At 40.1% G+C, this 17,060-nt stretch carries 18 protein-coding genes; 13 read left to right on the forward strand and 5 right to left on the reverse strand.

All coding sequences use genetic code 11. From position 1 onward, the window contains the following. Positions 1-181: 181 nt before the first annotated feature. Positions 182-580: an RrF2 family transcriptional regulator gene (locus EV194_RS05395; RefSeq protein WP_132432885.1), complete on the forward strand. Its 399-nt coding sequence runs from the start codon at positions 182-184 to the stop codon at positions 578-580. On the opposite strand, the gene EV194_RS05400 is transcribed toward EV194_RS05395, so the two are convergent. Next, positions 575-1,273, reverse strand: coding sequence for a 16S rRNA (uracil(1498)-N(3))-methyltransferase (locus EV194_RS05400; protein WP_132432887.1), 699 nt, complete (start codon positions 1,271-1,273; stop codon positions 575-577). The genes EV194_RS05395 and EV194_RS05400 overlap by 6 nt on opposite strands. 147 nt (positions 1,274-1,420) lie before the next feature. On the opposite strand from EV194_RS05400, the gene EV194_RS05405 reads away from it, so the two are divergent. The 5 genes from EV194_RS05405 (at position 1,421) to EV194_RS05425 (ending at position 6,595) form a co-directional block, all read left to right on the forward strand. Continuing rightward, positions 1,421-2,128 (forward strand): C39 family peptidase, encoded by a 708-nt coding sequence (locus EV194_RS05405; RefSeq protein ID WP_132432889.1) that lies wholly within the window; start codon positions 1,421-1,423, stop codon positions 2,126-2,128. A gap of 6 nt (positions 2,129-2,134) precedes the next feature. After that, positions 2,135-3,586, forward strand: coding sequence for a RimK family protein (locus EV194_RS05410; protein ID WP_132432891.1), 1,452 nt, complete (start codon positions 2,135-2,137; stop codon positions 3,584-3,586). A gap of 18 nt (positions 3,587-3,604) precedes the next feature. Continuing rightward, on the forward strand, positions 3,605-4,840 hold the full coding sequence (locus EV194_RS05415; protein WP_132432893.1) for a carboxylate-amine ligase: 1,236 nt from the start codon (positions 3,605-3,607) through the stop codon (positions 4,838-4,840). Between the two features lie 2 nt (positions 4,841-4,842). After that, positions 4,843-5,523, forward strand: coding sequence for an N-formylglutamate amidohydrolase (locus EV194_RS05420; RefSeq protein WP_132432895.1), 681 nt, complete (start codon positions 4,843-4,845; stop codon positions 5,521-5,523). Positions 5,524-5,659: 136 nt separating this feature from the next. Continuing rightward, positions 5,660-6,595 carry a TIGR01212 family radical SAM protein gene (locus tag EV194_RS05425; protein ID WP_132432896.1) on the forward strand — a complete coding sequence of 312 codons (936 nt, stop codon included), beginning with the start codon at positions 5,660-5,662 and terminating at the stop codon, positions 6,593-6,595. On the opposite strand, the gene EV194_RS05430 is transcribed toward EV194_RS05425, so the two are convergent. From EV194_RS05430 to EV194_RS05445, 4 genes are all read right to left on the reverse strand, one after another. Continuing rightward, on the reverse strand, positions 6,586-7,344 hold the full coding sequence (locus EV194_RS05430) for a DUF4197 domain-containing protein (protein WP_132432898.1): 759 nt from the start codon (positions 7,342-7,344) through the stop codon (positions 6,586-6,588). The genes EV194_RS05425 and EV194_RS05430 overlap by 10 nt on opposite strands. A gap of 167 nt (positions 7,345-7,511) precedes the next feature. Continuing rightward, positions 7,512-7,937: a type II toxin-antitoxin system VapC family toxin gene (locus EV194_RS05435; protein ID WP_132432900.1), complete on the reverse strand. Its 426-nt coding sequence runs from the start codon at positions 7,935-7,937 to the stop codon at positions 7,512-7,514. Further along, on the reverse strand, positions 7,938-8,186 hold the full coding sequence (locus EV194_RS05440) for a DUF6364 family protein (RefSeq protein ID WP_132432902.1): 249 nt from the start codon (positions 8,184-8,186) through the stop codon (positions 7,938-7,940). It lies immediately after the preceding gene. A 366-nt stretch (positions 8,187-8,552) separates the two neighbouring features. Beyond that, on the reverse strand, positions 8,553-10,460 hold the full coding sequence (locus EV194_RS05445) for a YgiQ family radical SAM protein (protein ID WP_243699338.1): 1,908 nt from the start codon (positions 10,458-10,460) through the stop codon (positions 8,553-8,555). A 202-nt stretch (positions 10,461-10,662) separates the two neighbouring features. On the opposite strand from EV194_RS05445, the gene EV194_RS05450 reads away from it, so the two are divergent. From EV194_RS05450 to EV194_RS05480, 7 genes are all read left to right on the forward strand, one after another. Continuing rightward, positions 10,663-10,956 (forward strand): hypothetical protein, encoded by a 294-nt coding sequence (locus EV194_RS05450; protein WP_132432906.1) that lies wholly within the window; start codon positions 10,663-10,665, stop codon positions 10,954-10,956. A gap of 10 nt (positions 10,957-10,966) precedes the next feature. Beyond that, positions 10,967-11,257 carry a cell division protein ZapA gene (locus EV194_RS05455; protein ID WP_132432908.1) on the forward strand — a complete coding sequence of 97 codons (291 nt, stop codon included), beginning with the start codon at positions 10,967-10,969 and terminating at the stop codon, positions 11,255-11,257. 141 nt (positions 11,258-11,398) lie between these two features. After that, a complete protein-coding gene (rny, locus tag EV194_RS05460; protein WP_132432910.1) occupies positions 11,399-12,928 on the forward strand; it encodes a ribonuclease Y in 1,530 nt (509 codons plus the stop codon). Between the two features lie 230 nt (positions 12,929-13,158). After that, entirely contained in the window at positions 13,159-14,142 is a 984-nt protein-coding gene (locus EV194_RS05465; protein WP_132432912.1) for an SDR family oxidoreductase, read from the forward strand. Positions 14,143-14,169: 27 nt separating this feature from the next. Then, positions 14,170-15,285, forward strand: a complete 1,116-nt coding sequence (gene gmd / locus EV194_RS05470) for a GDP-mannose 4,6-dehydratase (protein WP_132432914.1) — start codon at positions 14,170-14,172, stop codon at positions 15,283-15,285. Then, positions 15,285-16,376 carry a GDP-L-fucose synthase family protein gene (locus EV194_RS05475; protein ID WP_132432916.1) on the forward strand — a complete coding sequence of 364 codons (1,092 nt, stop codon included), beginning with the start codon at positions 15,285-15,287 and terminating at the stop codon, positions 16,374-16,376. Before gmd ends, EV194_RS05475 begins: the two co-directional genes overlap by 1 nt. 137 nt (positions 16,377-16,513) lie before the next feature. Then, positions 16,514-16,969: an excisionase family DNA-binding protein gene (locus EV194_RS05480; RefSeq protein WP_132432918.1), complete on the forward strand. Its 456-nt coding sequence runs from the start codon at positions 16,514-16,516 to the stop codon at positions 16,967-16,969. Positions 16,970-17,060: the final 91 nt, after the last annotated feature.

Consider the following 17,060-nt stretch of genomic DNA (forward strand, 5'->3'; position numbering starts at 1 on the left):
AGCCGGGTTTATACCCGGCTCTCTTTTAACTTACTAAATAGAAATTCAATAATCTTATCTGAAACAATTTTATGGAATAATAATGGTATTTTGACCTCTTATACGATTCGTTCACAGGGTTTAATAACTTTTTTTATTTATATTTGTCTCTTTAAATATTAAAACCAACCGGTTATATATTATGGCAAACATTATTGCGTTAACGGAAGCGGCCTCAATTGGACTCCACAGCATGGTAATGATTGCCCGTTCGGATGAGATGATGAACGTGGGCAACATTGCAAAACAAATTGACAGTTCTCGACATCACGTTGCAAAGATTCTGCAACGTTTGGCTAAAGAGAACTTTATTTCGTCCAACCGAGGACCAACGGGAGGTTTTATTCTTAAGAAGAAACCGGAGGAGATTTCTTTGCTCAATATTTATGAAGCCATTGAAGGGCGTTTTGAAGTTCAGAGTTGTCCGGGCGATAAAGAGATTTGTCCTTTTGGCGAATGCCTCATGGGCGATCTTTCCCACAGGCTATCAACGGAAATTAAAGATTATCTTGCTTCAAAAACGTTGAAAGACTACCTATAGCGAATTTTTTAATGAGATGATATGAACAGCTGCCAGGGCAGCTGTTTCTGTTCTTAGCCGTTTTTCCCCCAACGAAGCCGGTGCAAATCCTTTTTTTTCTGCTTCAGCAATCTCTTCAACTGAAAAATCGCCTTCAGGGCCAATTAGAATGAGTGTCTGCCTCTTCTTTTGGGATATGTCAAAAAGATGAGACTCCCTTCCATCCCTGCAATGGGCAATAAATTTATCCCCATCCTGTTTTTGCCTTACGAAATCGGAAAATGGCACCAATGGTTCCAACACCGGCCGCCATGTGCTCAGCGACTGTTTCATGGCTGCTGTAATAACTTTTTCAAGACGTTCCGGTTTTACCACTTTACGCTCCGAATTTTGACACAATAAGGGTGTGATTTTTTGGATTCCTATTTCGGTCGCTTTTTCCAGAAACCATTCAAAACGGTCGTTGTTTTTGGTGGGAGCAATGGCGATGTGACATCCACCGGGTGGGAGAGGAGTCTGTTCTGTTTCAGAGATTTCAACCCTGCAAAGCTTTGATGCTTCAGCAATAACACCCGTTATCAGGTTGCCTTTGCCATCCATGATGCGGATGGCATCGCCTTCTGTATGGCGCAAAACTTTAATACAATGTTTGGATTCTTCAGGGTTTAAATAACCGCCATTGGTTAATATTTCCGGTTCGTAAAACAGATGCATTTTTTTCTTTCAAAAATAGCATAATTTTTTACGTATTTAATTTTTACCAATGCAGTTGTTTTATTAAAAAAATTACGTTCATTTGATGATTATTATATTTCTGGTTTTGGGAGTTGTATAGTATTGTAAATTAGAGCCATAAACCATATGGAAAGATTAAATTCCATAAAAATTCTACCCCAACCCGATGACACCACATGCGGACCTACCAGTTTGCATGCCGTTTATCGTTTTTTTGGGTTAAAGGTGGAGCTCAATGAGGTCATAGAGACCGTAACCTCTTTTGAGGAGGGTGGAACTTTGGCTGTCATGTTGGGAATTGATGCACTTAAACGTGGCTTTGATGCAACCATTTACACTTACAACCTGAAGGTATTTGATCCATCCTGGGCAGAAACTGATAGTGAGCAACTCTGTGAGTTGCTCGGTGAGCAACTTAAGTATAAAACCGGGAAAAAATTCTCGCAGGCCACTAAAGCGTATCAAAACTTTTTAAATCTTGGTGGTAAAATCAGTTTCGAAGATCTTAACAAAAAAATTCTAAAGCGATATTTTGAAAAAGATGTCCCCATTCTTACCGGATTGAGTGCCACATATCTATACAATACAAAAAGGGAATACACCAATCGCAAAAACAGGTCTGTTTTCGACGACCTGAAAGGTGAGCCAATGGGACATTTTGTTGTTTTATGCGGAATAAGCGGTAATACCGTATATGTGGCCGATCCGTATAAAGAAAATCCTATTTCGGGAAAAAACTATTACGAGGTGGATACCAACCGTTTGTTAAACTCAGTTTTGTTGGGCATTGTGACCTACGATGCCAATATGTTAGTGATTTTACCCAAAGATTAATTATTAATGAGAAAAATCATCGTAATCAACAACCCACAAAAGTGGGTTATTGATATCCCCGGGGTGGAAGTTATTGCGCCCCGCACCTACCTCGAAGATGAAAACTACGCGAAGCTAAAAGGCGCCAGAGTTTTCAATCTTTGTTACGATTATGCCTATCAAACCCGGGGTTATTATGTGAGTTTATTGGCCGAAGCACGAGGACAAAAGGTGATTCCATCGGTAAAAAAAATCCTCGACCTAAAATCTCAGGCCATTGTAAAACTATTATCTGATGTTCAGGATGCTCTGATTCAAAAAACACTTCGCCACATTCGCTCAAAGGAGTTTGTTCTGAGTGTTTATTTTGGACGAAACGTTTCCTCCCAATATGATAAGCTGGCCAAAGAGCTATACAAGCTGTTTCAGGTTCCTTTTTTGAGAGCCAGGTTTACGTTCGACGGTAAAAAATGGGAAATTCAATCGGTTAAAACCATTCCTTATAAGGAGATTCCTGAGCATCATCTGGAATATCTGGATAGGTTCGCGCGAGATTACTTTGGACAGAAAAGGTATGACCAGGCGCGGGTCGAAAAACATAAGTACGATTTGGCTATTTTGGTAAATCCCGATGAAAAATCGCCACCATCGAACAGAAAGGCCATTGGCCTTTTTGTGGAGGCTGCCGAAAAGGCGGGCTGTTATGTGGAATTGATAACGAAGGATGACTTTCACCGCATAGGAGAGTTTGATGCTCTGTTCATCAGAGAAACCACATCAGTAAACCATCATACCTATAAAATGGCTCGAAGGGCACAGAGCGAAGGATTGGCAGTGATTGATTCGCCCGAGTCAATTCTGAAATGTGCCAATAAGGTTTACCTTGCCGAAATTTTGCAATTGGCACGAATACCAACACCCAAAACCATCATCATTCATACCGAAAATGTGAAAGGAATTGAACATCAACTTGGCTTTCCCTGTGTTTTGAAGTTGCCGGATTCATCGTTTTCGCAGGGAGTGGTAAAGGTTGAAACACCTGAGCAGATGAGGGAAAAGGTGAAGGAGATGATGAAGGTTTCTGATTTGTTGATTGCACAGGAGTTTTTGCCAACGGACTACGATTGGCGGGTGGGTGTGCTGAATAACAAGGTGATTTTTGTTTGCCGCTATTATATGGCTCGCAATCATTGGCAGATTTACAACTGGCAATCGGACAAAAAACGTGAAGTCAGCGGTGGTTTTGATATTCTTGAGCCGGATGATGCACCTTCATCGGTTAAAGCGACAGCACTTAAAGCCACGCGGTTAATTGGAAACGGATTGTATGGAGTTGATATTAAGGAGGTGAAAGGAAAGGCCTTTGTGATTGAAATCAATGATAATCCAAACATCGATGCCGGAGTTGAAGACTTATTGCTTAAGGAGAAACTGTACCAGATGGTGATGGAGCACCTGATAAATTCCATTGAAGAATAATTTTACCCCTCTCAATTTATGGCTGATACAAATAAATACTATCTTTTTGATGCTTTTGGCGTGGAGCTGGAGTATATGATTGTTGATAAATCTACTCTGAATGTAAAACCTCTGTGCGATGTGTTAATGAAGGAGGTGACCGGTGCTTTTTTGTCTGATTTTGAGAACGGGGCAATTGCATGGTCAAACGAATTGGTGAATCACGTGGTGGAGCTAAAAACCAACGGGCCTGCATCAGAATTGCTCGGGTTGTCCGACCTGTTTCATCAAAACATAAAAAAAATAAATTCCATACTTGAAAAGCACGATGCCATTTTAATGCCCGGGGGCTCACATCCGTGGATGAATCCCTTTGAGGAGACCATGTTGTGGAAGCACGATTATAACGCGATTTACGCGTTATATAATCGCATTTTCAATTGCCGGGGGCATGGATGGAGCAATCTTCAAAGTACTCACATCAATTTACCATTTAACGGCGATGACGAATTCGCGAGGCTTCATGCGGCAATTCGGATTGTATTACCACTAATCCCTGCTCTGTGTGCAAGTTCTCCGATAATGGACGCTAAATTCACCGGTTTTTCTGATGGCCGTCTGGAAGCTTATCGCCATAACCAGGTCAAAATTCCAGTTATTGCAGGAAAGGTGATTCCCGAACAGGCTTTTTCTGAGGCAGACTATTACAACATGATTTTCGAACCCATTAAAACCGCCATCAAACCCTTTGATAAAGAAGGCATTTTGGAACATCATTTTCTAAATTCAAGGGGAGCTATTGCCCGTTTCGACCGAGGTGCCATCGAAATCAGGTTGATTGATATCCAGGAGTCTCCGAAAGCTGACCTGGCCATTGTGGAGTTGATTGTGGCTGTGTTAAGGCTTTTGGTAAATGAAGTTTTTGAACCTTTAGAGGTTCAAAAATCGTGGAAAGAAGATGTGCTGGCTGAAATGCTTATCTCTGCCATAAAAAGGGGAGAAAACTCGCTTATTGATAACCAGGAATTCTTACAGCAATTTGGCATCAACGAAAAAAACAGCGTGCCGGCAGGCGAAGTATGGAAGCATCTGTTCAACATCTCCAAAAGTTGTTTATCAACCGAAGCCATTGACATTTTAACGGATATTTTACGCCATGGAACACTAAGCAGTCGCATATTACGAGCTGTAAATGAAGATTACTCTCCCGATAATCTGCAAAGAGTTTATGCCAAACTGACTGATTGTTTAATTAAGAATCAATTATTTGCTTGATTATGAAAGTGTTTCTTTCCTGCGAACATGGAGGTAATGTGGTTCCGCCATCCTACCAATCCTTATTTTCTGATGCAGAGGAGGTTCTCAATAGTCATCGGGGGTGGGATATTGGTGCTTTAGAATTGTTTAATGTGCTTCGCCAATGCGAATCACATTTTAGCGATTATTCGGTGGTGACAAGATTGCTGGTAGACTTAAATCGCTCATTGCATCGAAAAACTCTTTTTTCAGAATTTACCCGGAATCTCGACAACGCAGAGAAGGGACAAATTTTGACCGAGTTATATCATCCGTTCAGGAACAGGTTTTTTAAATCAGTAAGTGAGGTGACAGCAAAAGGTGCAGATGTTTTTCATGTTTCTGTTCATTCATTCACTCCAGTTCTGAACGGAGATGTGCGGAATGCTGATATCGGGTTACTTTACAACCCCTCACATGCAAAGGAAAAAGAGATAGCCGGGCAATGGAAATTGATGTTGAAGAGGTACCTGCCTCATTTCAATATTCGTTTTAACTATCCGTACCTGGGAAAGACCGATGGTCATGTGGCGCCATTAAGAATTGCCTTTGGCGAACATTATAACGGTATTGAGTTTGAATTGAACAACAAACATGCCGGGCATCCTGATGTGATGAACGGAATACGTGATTCACTAATGGAGTTGATGAAGGTGATTTAAAGGATATTATTATTCGAATAAGCATATCAAATACATCTAACCCAAAACACCTTTGGTGTTTTGGGTATCAAAGTGGGAACTTTAACAAACATCCATATTCAAAATCTCTGCTATCTTTGCAAGAAAAATCGAGAAAATGAGTTACGACTGGGGACATACCAGAAGATACAATGATTTTGGTACTTACATCAGAGATAAATTCGAAGGAAGGGTTCAGAAAATATCCATACACGCCGGATTTACATGTCCCAATAGAGATGGCAGCAAAGGAATAGGGGGTTGTACCTTTTGTAACAATGAAACCTTTAAACCATCTTATTGTCAGTCGTCTGTGGCGGTTGTTGAGCAGATTGAGAAAGGAATCGGTTTTTTTTCACAGCGCTATCCCGCCACCAGGTTTCTTGCTTATTTTCAGGCTTATACCAACACATATGGAGAGCTAAATGATTTAATCAACACCTACGAACAAGCGTTAAGTCATCCAAAAGTTACCGGGCTCATCATTGGAACCCGTCCGGATTGTCTGCCTGATGAACTGATTGAATATTTTTCAGGTATAAGTAAAAGAACTTATGTGGTTGTAGAATTGGGAGTTGAATCAACCAGCGATTCAACATTGGAAGCCATTAACAGGGGACACGATTACCAATCTACCATTGATGCCACGCACAAATTGGTTAAAGCAGGAATCCCGGTTGGCGCGCATCTGATTTTAGGATTACCCGGTGAATCAAGGGAGATGATGCTTAAGCATGCTGAATTGGTTTCAAAACTTCCGGTTACTTACTTAAAATTGCATCAATTGCAATACGTTAAGGGTTCGCACCTTGGACTATCATACTTGTCAAATCCAAAGGATTTTAAGGTGTTTGACCTGAACGAATACATTGAGTTGGTGGTGGATTTTTTGGAGTTGGTTCGTCCGGATATTGTCGTAGAAAGATTTGCCAGCCAGGCCCCCCATGACCTGCTTTTGGCTCCGCGCTGGGGACTCAAAAACTTTGAAATAGTCCACAAAGTTGAGCAGCTTATGGAGCAGCGGGATACATGGCAGGGGCGTCTTTACCGTTGAGCTTCACTGGAACCAAATACCCTTTCAAGCAGAGCAGTTACCCTCGCTGCGGGGTTGGTTCGTATTTTGGCCTCCTCCTCAGCCAGTTTTAGAAACAACCCGTCCAATGCCTGATGTGTCAGGTATTCATCCAAATTGATTTCAACAGTATTAAAACCGGCAATTTGGCCTGCCAACGAACCTGCCAGTCTGTTCCATTGGCCGGTAAGGCTTTCCCACGATTCATTGGTTGACACGCCGGCCACAATGCTTTGATTCAGCGAACTCTCTATTTTTGGTTGGTATAAATTAAAAAGCTCGTTGTAAGTGTGATTTCTCAGATATTGGGTGGCTGCATTATCTCCGTCTCTTAAAATGGTAAATGCATCCTGGATGGTCATGCGAGTAATGGCGTTCACAAAAATGGGTGTGGCCTCTTTGGCTGCATGCTCGGCAGAACGATTTATTCTGATGATGACGTCCTCTAAAAGTTTATCACCACCGGGAATTCGATTCAGGTTGTCAGTTATCACCGAGGCTTCGGGCGGAAGGAGTATCCTAACCAATTCGTCGCCATAGTATCCATTGACTTGAGAAAGGCGGCCGGCAGCAGAGTCCGTTCCTATTTTTAGGGCTTCTCTGAGTCCGTTGGCCACTTCGGTTTGTGTAAGCGGGCGGTCTCCTTCAATGGTCTGTACAATTTGAGTAAGCTCTGCACAACTTGTTGTTATAGTGAATATTGCGATAAGGTATTTGAAGTGGTTTTTCATCTGTTTATAATTAAGTAAAGCACAAATTATCATTTTTATTATATATCTGAGAATTTCACTAATCGAGGGGCATAGTCATTGATTATCAGCGGACCCAGAACCCTGAAAGGGCTCAACTTGTTTAATTATAATAAATTATCTGTAATGCGAAATTTTAATAAATGATATTAGCGGCTGGCGATTATTGATTTTATATATGATTCTGGGGTCAAAACACCAATCTTACTTTTACTAAAATCCTTTAAATTTCGAGTCAGTATTACATCAATATCTCCATTTTTCATTGCTGCAAAATTCTGTAAACCATCCTCAAAATCTTTAAAGCCTGAATTTAGTGCGTTAACGACAACCTCTTTATCCATTAACAAGACATCAGTAATCACGAGTAATTGTTTTAGATTTTCTATTACTTTATCATGTTTAGCCGTTTGTCTCAGAAGATAATAGACGTTGCTATATATTACCGGCGTCACATATCCTTTTATTTGATTGCTCTCACATAAACCCAGCACTTGTGAAGCATATTCGGCAAACGGCTGTCTGTCAAAGAAGAAATCTAAGATTACGTCGGTATCAATTAATACCTTATCCATCTATAAATATTTTTCAGATAATTTTTGAGATAACTGCTTTTTGTAATCCATATCTTTAGGCGCTTTAAAAGCCCCTCTTAAGGAAGATACAATAGGGGTAGAATCAATCACTTTAGTGTTATTTTCTTTAACAATCACTTTTAGATAATTTTCGATTAAATCAGAAAGACTTCTCCCTTTACCTTTTGCATATCTTTTTGCTTCATCAATCAATGATTGTTCAATTGTCAATGTTAATTTAGTATTCATGACACGATGTTTTTAATTATCGATCTACAATTGTAAATTTAGAACAAATAATCAGTACGTGCAAATAATTTATTAATTACACGTGTTGTTTTTACTTGCGATAAAAATTATGCACATGTGTTGCGATACGATACACATTGCTTGTTACATCATAAATAGATTAAACCAAATGCAATTTCGCAATATTTCCTTAATGTATACCTATTTCCTTCAATAATAGTTCGTTAATCTTTTTTATTTCCTTGAGTTTTAAGCCTGTGTTAGTTCTTGATCATGTCAGTCAATCAATTGAAAATATGAAGCTTGCTTGCATCTAATATCTAACAATCTAATCCCGATTTTCGGGACTTCGTTTCACTTTGAGTCTTACGATCTATTCCTTCTACTCTTTTGCTTTTTCGAACTTGATTTTACGCCTTCATTTGAGTGAAACGGCTTTGATTTGTCCTTACCTTCCTTATAAAACAATAACTTCTCAATTTTCGTCAGGTTATTTTTTCTCAGCAGTGCAGTGATTTTTTTTCGAAATTCGGGTTTATACCAGAAGAAGAACATCCGCTGCGTCTCTTTCTCATCCCGGGTTTTTGCAGTGAACACGGGTTTCATGGTATAGGGATTGATGCCGGAATAGTAGATGACAGTTGCCAATGTCATGGGGGTTGGGGTAAAGTCTTGTACCTGTTCCAGGTTAAAATTTAAAGCTTTGGTTTCAGATGCCAATTCTGCCATGGAGCTTTCCGTTGAGCCTGGATGACTTGATATGAAATATGGAATCAACTGTTGATTTAAGCCTTTGGACTTGTTGATGGCATTAAACTGCCTGTTAAACTCCTTAAACAGGGTGAACGAAGGCTTTCTCATTAACTTCAATACATGGTCGGAGGTGTGTTCCGGGGCAACTTTTAAACGACCTGATACATGGTTTGTAATCAGCTCCTGCATGTAATTCTGATGCGATTTTTTCTCATTTTCATCCGCCTTGGGATTCAGAAACATATCATATCGGACACCGCTGCCAATAAAAGTTTTTTTAATTCCCTCTATTTTATCAGCTTTTTGGTAAATGGAGACGAGTGGATTATGATTGGTGTTTAGATTGGTACAAATATTTGGAAATATGCAAGATGGACGTATGCATTTACTGCAAATATTTATATCCTTTCCCGCCATTTTATACATATTGGCACTTGGGCCTCCCAAATCAGAAATATAGCCTTTGAAATCTTCCATTTCAGAAACTTGTTTTACCTCTTTGAGAATGGAATTCTCTGAGCGGGAAGAGATGAATTTTCCCTGGTGCGCTGAAATGGTACAAAAACTACATCCGCCAAAGCATCCTCGGTGCATGGTAATGGAGTGCTTAATCATTTCATAGGCCGGAATGGTGCCTTTACCATTGTATTTGGGATGTGGAATTCGTGTAAATGGAAGGTTGAAAACACCATCCATTAACGCTTCATCCATAGGAGGATATGGAGGATTTACAACAACTCTTTCATCTCCGCATTTTTGATGTAATCGAGCTGCATTAAATCTGTTGGATTCCTGCTCAATGTGTCTGAAATTCTCCGCATATTTTGATTTATTGGTCAGACACTCTTCATGCGAATGAAGCTCTGTGTTACTCCACTTTTTAACGGTTGGAAGATTTTCATCTACAGGTTGTAAAAACGCTGTTTGAGGAACAGTTTTTAAACTTGAAAACGGGACACCTTTGAGCAAAAGTCGTACGATTTCCTCCAGAGGCTGTTCACCCATGCCATAAATCAGCAAATCGGCTCCAGTCCAATTAAGAATTCCCGGACGAAGTTCATCCTGCCAGTAATCAAAGTGGGTAAGCCGACGAAGTGAGGCTTCAATACCACCAAGAATAACGGGCACATCCGGGTATAAATCTTTAAGTATGGATGTATATACCTGCGATGGATAGTCGGGTCTGAAACCGGCCTTGCCACCGGGTGTGTATGCATCGTCAGACCGTCTTCTTCTTCCCGCAGTGTAGTGATTGACCATGGAATCCATGTTCCCGGCTGATACTGCAAAAAAAAGTTTGGGGGTACCAAATTTCCTGAAATCGCGAAGATCGTCCTTCCAGTTAGGCTGGGGTACAATGACCACATTGAGTCCCAGTGATTGAAGAAATCGAGCAATAACAGCATTTGCAAAAGACGGGTGATCAACATAAGCATCTCCTGAAATCAAAATCACATCAGGTTGATCCCATCCCAACAACTTCATCTCTTTTACAGATACCGGTATAAATCCCTTAGTCAAAATAACGTTGTACTTTATTTTTGATGCAAAGATAATTTATTTGTACCAAAAGGGTCATCATATTTCATTAATTAAGTAGTGATTACCAGATAATTTTTTATATTTGACACAATAATTCCTAAAGTAAAAAAATAAAAGTTGTGAACTTTATTTTTTAATTTTAAAACCAATGTTAATTTTGTATGTGAATTTAATATAAATCATGGTTAATCCAAATATAGACTTAGTTGTTAAACTGGAAGAGAAGATTGATCAATTGGTTGATCGGTACAGGGCTCAAAAAGAGGAGAATAGGCTCCTTAGAGACCGTATTTCGGAATTGACAAACCAATTGGATGAAGCTGGTTCTTCCTACACGGAACTTGAGAGTAGTTTTAATAAGTTGAAGATAGCTAAGACTTTAGAAGCTTCAAGTGAAGATGTGCGAGAAACTAAGGTGAAGATTAATCAAATAGTGCGGGAAATTGATAAGTGTATAGCTCTCTTAAATCGTTAATAGCTGAAGAATGGACGACAAACTTTCTATACGTGTGAATGTTGCCGACAGGTATTACCCTTTGCGAGTGGACAGGGAAGATGAGGAGCGGATAAGGATGGCTGCCAAGCTCATTAACGATAAGGTTTTACAGTATAAGCAGCGTTATAATGATAAAGATGTTCAGGATTTTTTAGCCATGGCTGCATTGCAATATGTCATAAAGGTTCTTGAGCTTGAAAACAATCATGATGTAACACCTGTTATGGAGGCTGTTTCTTTGTTGGATAAAAAAATTGATCAACTTCTAACAGAGGAATAATACTTATTATCAATATTGAGATTACCCGCATTTTTTCCTTAAATAACAATCTGTAAGAGGTTGTTGTTGTGTTGTTTAAGACAAGGGAGAGGATGCGTTTTTTATTTATATATATATCATCAATTTTAAACAGGTAAAACAATGGATATACTAATAGGAGTGGTGGCCTTTTTTGCTGGGGGATTAATCACCTGGTTCATCATAGTAAAGGCTCTAAATAGCCGGGCACGCAAGATTGTTCGTGATGCCGAAGCCGAAGCGGAGATTATCAAAAAGGATAAAATTCTTCAAGCTAAGGATAAGTTTCTGGAACTTAAAGCTGAGCATGAAAAGGAGATCAACAATCGCAATGCAAAAATGCTGAACCTTGAAAACAAATTAAAGCAAAAGGAGACTGCATTTTCACAGAGAATGGAGGAGTATCAGCGGAAGAATAAAGAAGTGGAAACCATTCGTGAAAACCTTTCCACACAATTGGAACTGGTTGAGAAGAAGAGTGAAGATTTGGATAAGATGTTGAAACAACAAATCAGTCAGTTGGAATCGGTTTCAGGTATTTCTGCGGATGAAGCAAAGGATATGCTGATGGAGTCGCTTAAAGCTGAGGCTAAAACGGAGGCGATGTCGTACATCAATGACATCATGGATGAGGCTAAGATTAATGCCAATAAAGAGGCCAAGCGAATCGTTCTTAACACCGTTCAACGCGTAGCGACTGAAACTGCCGTAGAAAACGCTGTTACCATATTCCATATCGATTCTGATGAAATAAAAGGACGCATCATTGGACGTGAAGGAAGAAACATAAGAGCCTTGGAGGCAGCAACCGGGGTTGAAATCATCGTGGACGACACGCCAGAAGCGATTGTATTATCAGCATTTGACCCCATGCGCCGGGAAATTGCCCGACTTGCCTTGCATCAGCTGGTAACCGATGGTCGTATTCACCCGGCCCGAATTGAGGAGGTGGTGAATAAGGTTAAAAAGCAAGTTGAGGAAGAAGTTATTGAAACCGGAAAAAGAACGGCCATCGATTTAGGAGTGCATGGATTGCATCCTGAACTGATTAAACTGGTTGGAAAAATGAGGTATCGTTCCTCGTATGGTCAAAATCTGTTGCAACACAGCCGCGAAACGGCTAATTTGTGTGCCATCATGGCTTCTGAACTTGGACTTAACACCAAGCGTGCAAAAAGAGCCGGCTTGTTGCATGATATTGGAAAAGTGTCCGATGAGGATCCGGAATTACCACACGCCATTTTAGGGATGAAACTGGCTGAAAAATATAAAGAAAAGCCGGATATTTGCAATGCCATTGGTGCTCACCACGACGAAGTGGAAATGACCACCATGATTGCTCCGATTATCCAGGTTTGTGATGCCATTTCAGGTGCACGTCCTGGTGCTCGTCGCGAAATTGTAGAGGCTTACATCAAGCGATTGAAGGATCTTGAAAACCTAGCTTTAAATTACCCGGGTGTACTTAAAACTTATGCCATTCAGGCAGGTAGGGAGTTGCGGGTAATTGTTGGAAGTGAAAAGGTTTCTGATAAAGAAGCCGAGGAACTTTCATTTGATATCGCTAAAAAGATACAAACTGAAATGACTTACCCAGGACAGGTTAAAATTACCGTTATCAGGGAAACCAGAGCCATCAACTACGCGAAGTAAGACTAAAGCTATATCTTGAAATATTATCCCTTGCCAACCGTTCAGGTTGCAAGGGATATTTTATTCCATCAGGAATAAATATGGTAAAACATTAAGAAAAGAAGTAAATTTGCGTGATCGTCTAAATCCTCAAAGAAATTTGACATCTACTAATATTTCTAAAACAACGAAATGAGGATTGGCAAGTTCTCCCTAACATCGGGATTCATTAAAATGCAAACATCATACCCATGAGAATCATAGAAAATAGCAGAGTGCTGGTTACCGGAGGTGCAGGATTTATTGGTTCAAACATCATAGATGCATTATTACAGCAGAACAATGAGGTGGTTTGTCTCGATAACTTTTCTACAGGTAAAAGAGAGAACATTTCCCATCATTTATCAAATCCAAAATTTACCCTGATTGAAGGAGATATTAGGGATTTTGATCAATGTAGAAAAGCGGCAGAAGCAGTTGAAATCATACTCCATCAGGCAGCTCTGGGCTCGGTTCCCCGATCTATTAATGATCCATTAACTTCAAACGAAGTAAATGTTTCGGGATTCTTAAATATTCTTATGGCTGCCAAAGAAGCCGGCGTAAGACGCGTTGTTTATGCGGCAAGCAGCTCAACTTATGGTGACAGCGAGGAGTTACCCAAAGTGGAGGAGAGAATAGGAAAACCCTTGTCTCCTTACGCGGTTACCAAATACGTTAATGAATTGTACGCTGATGTATTTTCCAAAGTTTACGGAATGGAGCTTGTTGGCCTCAGATATTTCAATGTTTTTGGTCCCCGTCAGGATCCAAATGGTGCTTATGCTGCTGTGATACCATTGTTTGTAAAAGCATTGATGAATAAACAGTCGCCTAAAATAAACGGAGATGGGAGTTATTCACGCGATTTCACTTATGTGGCAAATGTGGTACAGGCCAATCAACTGGCTGCATTAACCAATGTACCAGAGGCAATTAATACTGTTTACAATGTGGCTTGCGGAAGCCGTATATCTTTAAATGAATTGGTTATTATAACCCGCGATCTGCTAAGTAATTATGATATAGAAATTAATGAAGTTGTGCCGGAATATGGTTCTGTCAGAGCAGGAGATGTACCTCATTCACTGGCATCCATTGAGAAGGCAGAAAAACTGTTAGGATACAAACCAACCCATCAGTTTGCTGATGGGTTGAAAGAGGCCATCAGTTGGTATTGGAATAATTTAAAGTAAAATATAAACCCACTTTTTATAGATTAAATGGCAAAAACAGCTTTGATTACCGGAGTTACCGGACAGGACGGAGCTTATTTATCCGAGTATCTTTTGAAAAAGGGATACAATGTGCATGGTATTAAAAGACGTTCATCGTTATTCAATACCGAAAGAATAGATCACATCTACCAGGATCCTCACACTGAAAACAGAAACTTCACTTTGCACTACGGGGATTTGACCGATTCTACCAATTTGATTCGGATAATTCAGGAAACGCAACCCGATGAAATTTACAATCTGGCAGCTATGTCGCATGTGGGCGTCAGTTTTGATACCCCGGAGTATACCGCCAATGCCGATGGCATTGGTACATTAAGATTTTTGGAGGCCATTCGTTTGTTGGGAATGACCGAAAAAACAAGATTTTATCAGGCTTCAACAAGTGAACTCTATGGATTGGTGCAGGAGGTTCCTCAGTCTGAAACCACACCTTTTTATCCCCGATCTCCTTATGCTGTGGCTAAACTTTATGGTTACTGGATTACAGTTAACTATCGCGAGGCTTATAACATGTATGCCTGCAACGGAATTTTGTTCAATCACGAATCACCCATCAGGGGGGAGACTTTTGTAACCCGAAAAATTACCAGGGCAGTTGCTCGAATAGTGCTTGGTTTGCAGGATAAGATTTTTCTTGGCAACCTATCGGCACAAAGGGACTGGGGGCATGCAAAGGACTATGTTAAGGCTATGTACCTGGTTTTACAGCAAGACGAGCCTGACGATTATGTGGTTGCAACCGGTGTTACTACAGAGGTGCGCGAGTTTGTGAGAATGGCTTTTGCTCACCTGGGATGTGAAATAGAATTCAGGGGCGAAGGAGTGGATGAAAAGGGGTATATCGTTGCATCTGAAAGTGATGAATTCAGCCATTTGTTAAACAAGTGTGTGCTGGAAGTTGACCCAAGGTATTTCAGGCCAACAGAGGTTGATCTGTTGATTGGTGACCCTGCCAAAGCAAAGAAAAAATTGGGCTGGGAGCCCAAATATGATCTGAAAGCGCTTGTGGAGGACATGGTGTCTTCCGATCTGAAATTAATGCGTAAGGATAGATACCTGCGTGAAGGAGGTTACGAAACGCTAAACTATTTTGAATAATGCTGAAATCGGATAAGATATACATAGCAGGACACAGAGGATTGGTAGGTTCAGCCATCACCCGGCATTTACAAAATGCCGGGTATCATAACCTCATTCTTCCGGAACGTGAGGATTTGGATTTGATTAACCAACGCGAGGTTGATGACTTTTTCGCAAAAGAAAAACCGGATTACGTTTTTCTTGCTGCTGCAAAGGTTGGCGGAATCATGGCCAATAACACTTACAGGGCCGATTTTATATATGAGAATCTGCAAATTCAAAATAACATCATCCATGCTGCATGGAAAAGCGAGGTGAAGAAGCTTCTTTTTCTAGGTAGTTCCTGCATTTATCCCCGGGATTGTCCGCAACCAATGAAAGAGGAGTATCTGTTAACGGCACCACTTGAATATACCAACGAGCCGTATGCCATTGCAAAAATTGCCGGAATGAAGATGTGCGAATCGTATAATCTGCAGTATGGTACAGATTTTATCTCGGTTATGCCTACCAATCTCTATGGACCCAATGATAATTATAACCTGCATGGGTCGCATGTTTTGCCTGCTCTGATTAGGAAAATGCACTTGGCTCAATGTCTGGTTGAAAACAATTTTGATGGCATCAGGGAAGATTTAAAAACCAGACCAATGAATGGAATTAATCCGGATTTTAGCAATGAAATGTTGCTGAAAAGCCTTGAGGAGTTCGGGATATTCTTGGAAAGCAACAAAGTTGAAGTCAAGTTATGGGGCTCCGGAAAGCCAAGACGGGAGTTTCTCCATTCAGATGATTTGGCCGAAGCTGTCATTTTCGTTATGAATAACATCAGTTTTACTGATGTAGTGAAGGAACGAGGCGAGAAAGAGGTTCGCAATACTCATCTTAACATTGGATTTGGTGAAGATCTTTCAATTTCTGAATTGGCTGATATCGTAAAGGAAGTTACAGGTTTTTCTGGTGCAATCAGTTGGGATGCAACAAAGCCGGATGGGACTTTTCGTAAACTGATGGATGTTTCGAGACTGAATCAGCTGGGGTGGAAAGCAAGAATTAATTTAACTGATGGCATCAGAGAGGTTTATAAAGCTTATTGCAATCCTTCATAATCATTTTATGAAGGATTTATCATCATCAACGAGCATTAAGTAATATATCTCGATGTAAGGTTACATGCGTCTTGATGGGTTTCGTTTATTTCGTTTGTTTCGTTTAAATTTGAAGATGAATAAAAAGATAAAATGAGATGAACACATTTGAAGATATTATAAAACCATCAAAAGAAGAGCAAAAAGCTGCGTTGCTTTCATATGATGCTCTTGTCGCCACTCTTAATGAGATTAAAGACAAAAATCCTGAAATCGAGATTGAAGAAACGCAAGAAAGAATTAGAATTCCATTAAGTGCTCTTAAACTTTTGGCAAAAATACTTAAAGAAACCAGCCAAGGAAAACCCGTTTCTATTGTTCCCATTGCAAAAGAAGTGACAACACAAGCAGCAGCGGAAATAATTGGCTGTTCAAGACCACATGTAATCAAGCTTTTAGAAACCGGAAGAATTAAATTTACCAAAGTTGGAAAACACCGAAGAATAAAATATGAAGATGTTATTGCTTACAAGAAAAATATGAAGCAAGAGCAGGAACGTTTGATTAATGAAATTATGGACGCTGACGAAAAATCAGGTTTATATGATTCATAGCGTTCGATTTAAATGTGTTTTAGACACAAATGTGATATATCCGCTTTGGACGAGAGACCTTCTCCTTTGGTTCGCATATTATGAGTTATCT

Origin of the sequence: Natronoflexus pectinivorans (assembly GCF_004345615.1) — a bacterium.
In the GTDB taxonomy this organism is placed as follows: Bacteria; Bacteroidota; Bacteroidia; order Bacteroidales; family Marinilabiliaceae; genus Natronoflexus; species Natronoflexus pectinivorans.

Excerpts from the sequence above, each read along its gene's own strand:
- EV194_RS05400 (WP_132432887.1), bottom strand. The coding sequence starts at position 1,273 with ATGCATCTGTTTTACGAACCGGAAATATTAACCAATGGCGGTTATTTA.
- EV194_RS05435 (WP_132432900.1), bottom strand. The coding sequence starts at position 7,937 with ATGGATAAGGTATTAATTGATACCGACGTAATCTTAGATTTCTTCTTT.
- EV194_RS05440 (WP_132432902.1), bottom strand. The coding sequence starts at position 8,186 with ATGAATACTAAATTAACATTGACAATTGAACAATCATTGATTGATGAA.
- EV194_RS05395 (WP_132432885.1), top strand. The coding sequence starts at position 182 with ATGGCAAACATTATTGCGTTAACGGAAGCGGCCTCAATTGGACTCCAC.
- EV194_RS05415 (WP_132432893.1), top strand. The coding sequence starts at position 3,605 with ATGGCTGATACAAATAAATACTATCTTTTTGATGCTTTTGGCGTGGAG.
- EV194_RS05425 (WP_132432896.1), top strand. The coding sequence starts at position 5,660 with ATGAGTTACGACTGGGGACATACCAGAAGATACAATGATTTTGGTACT.
- EV194_RS05475 (WP_132432916.1), top strand. The coding sequence starts at position 15,285 with ATGCTGAAATCGGATAAGATATACATAGCAGGACACAGAGGATTGGTA.
- gmd (WP_132432914.1), top strand. The coding sequence starts at position 14,170 with ATGGCAAAAACAGCTTTGATTACCGGAGTTACCGGACAGGACGGAGCT.
- EV194_RS05450 (WP_132432906.1), top strand. The coding sequence starts at position 10,663 with ATGGTTAATCCAAATATAGACTTAGTTGTTAAACTGGAAGAGAAGATT.
- rny (WP_132432910.1), top strand. The coding sequence starts at position 11,399 with ATGGATATACTAATAGGAGTGGTGGCCTTTTTTGCTGGGGGATTAATC.
- EV194_RS05405 (WP_132432889.1), top strand. The coding sequence starts at position 1,421 with ATGGAAAGATTAAATTCCATAAAAATTCTACCCCAACCCGATGACACC.
- EV194_RS05420 (WP_132432895.1), top strand. The coding sequence starts at position 4,843 with ATGAAAGTGTTTCTTTCCTGCGAACATGGAGGTAATGTGGTTCCGCCA.
- EV194_RS05430 (WP_132432898.1), bottom strand. The coding sequence starts at position 7,344 with ATGAAAAACCACTTCAAATACCTTATCGCAATATTCACTATAACAACA.
- EV194_RS05455 (WP_132432908.1), top strand. The coding sequence starts at position 10,967 with ATGGACGACAAACTTTCTATACGTGTGAATGTTGCCGACAGGTATTAC.
- EV194_RS05480 (WP_132432918.1), top strand. The coding sequence starts at position 16,514 with ATGAACACATTTGAAGATATTATAAAACCATCAAAAGAAGAGCAAAAA.
- EV194_RS05410 (WP_132432891.1), top strand. The coding sequence starts at position 2,135 with ATGAGAAAAATCATCGTAATCAACAACCCACAAAAGTGGGTTATTGAT.
- EV194_RS05465 (WP_132432912.1), top strand. The coding sequence starts at position 13,159 with ATGAGAATCATAGAAAATAGCAGAGTGCTGGTTACCGGAGGTGCAGGA.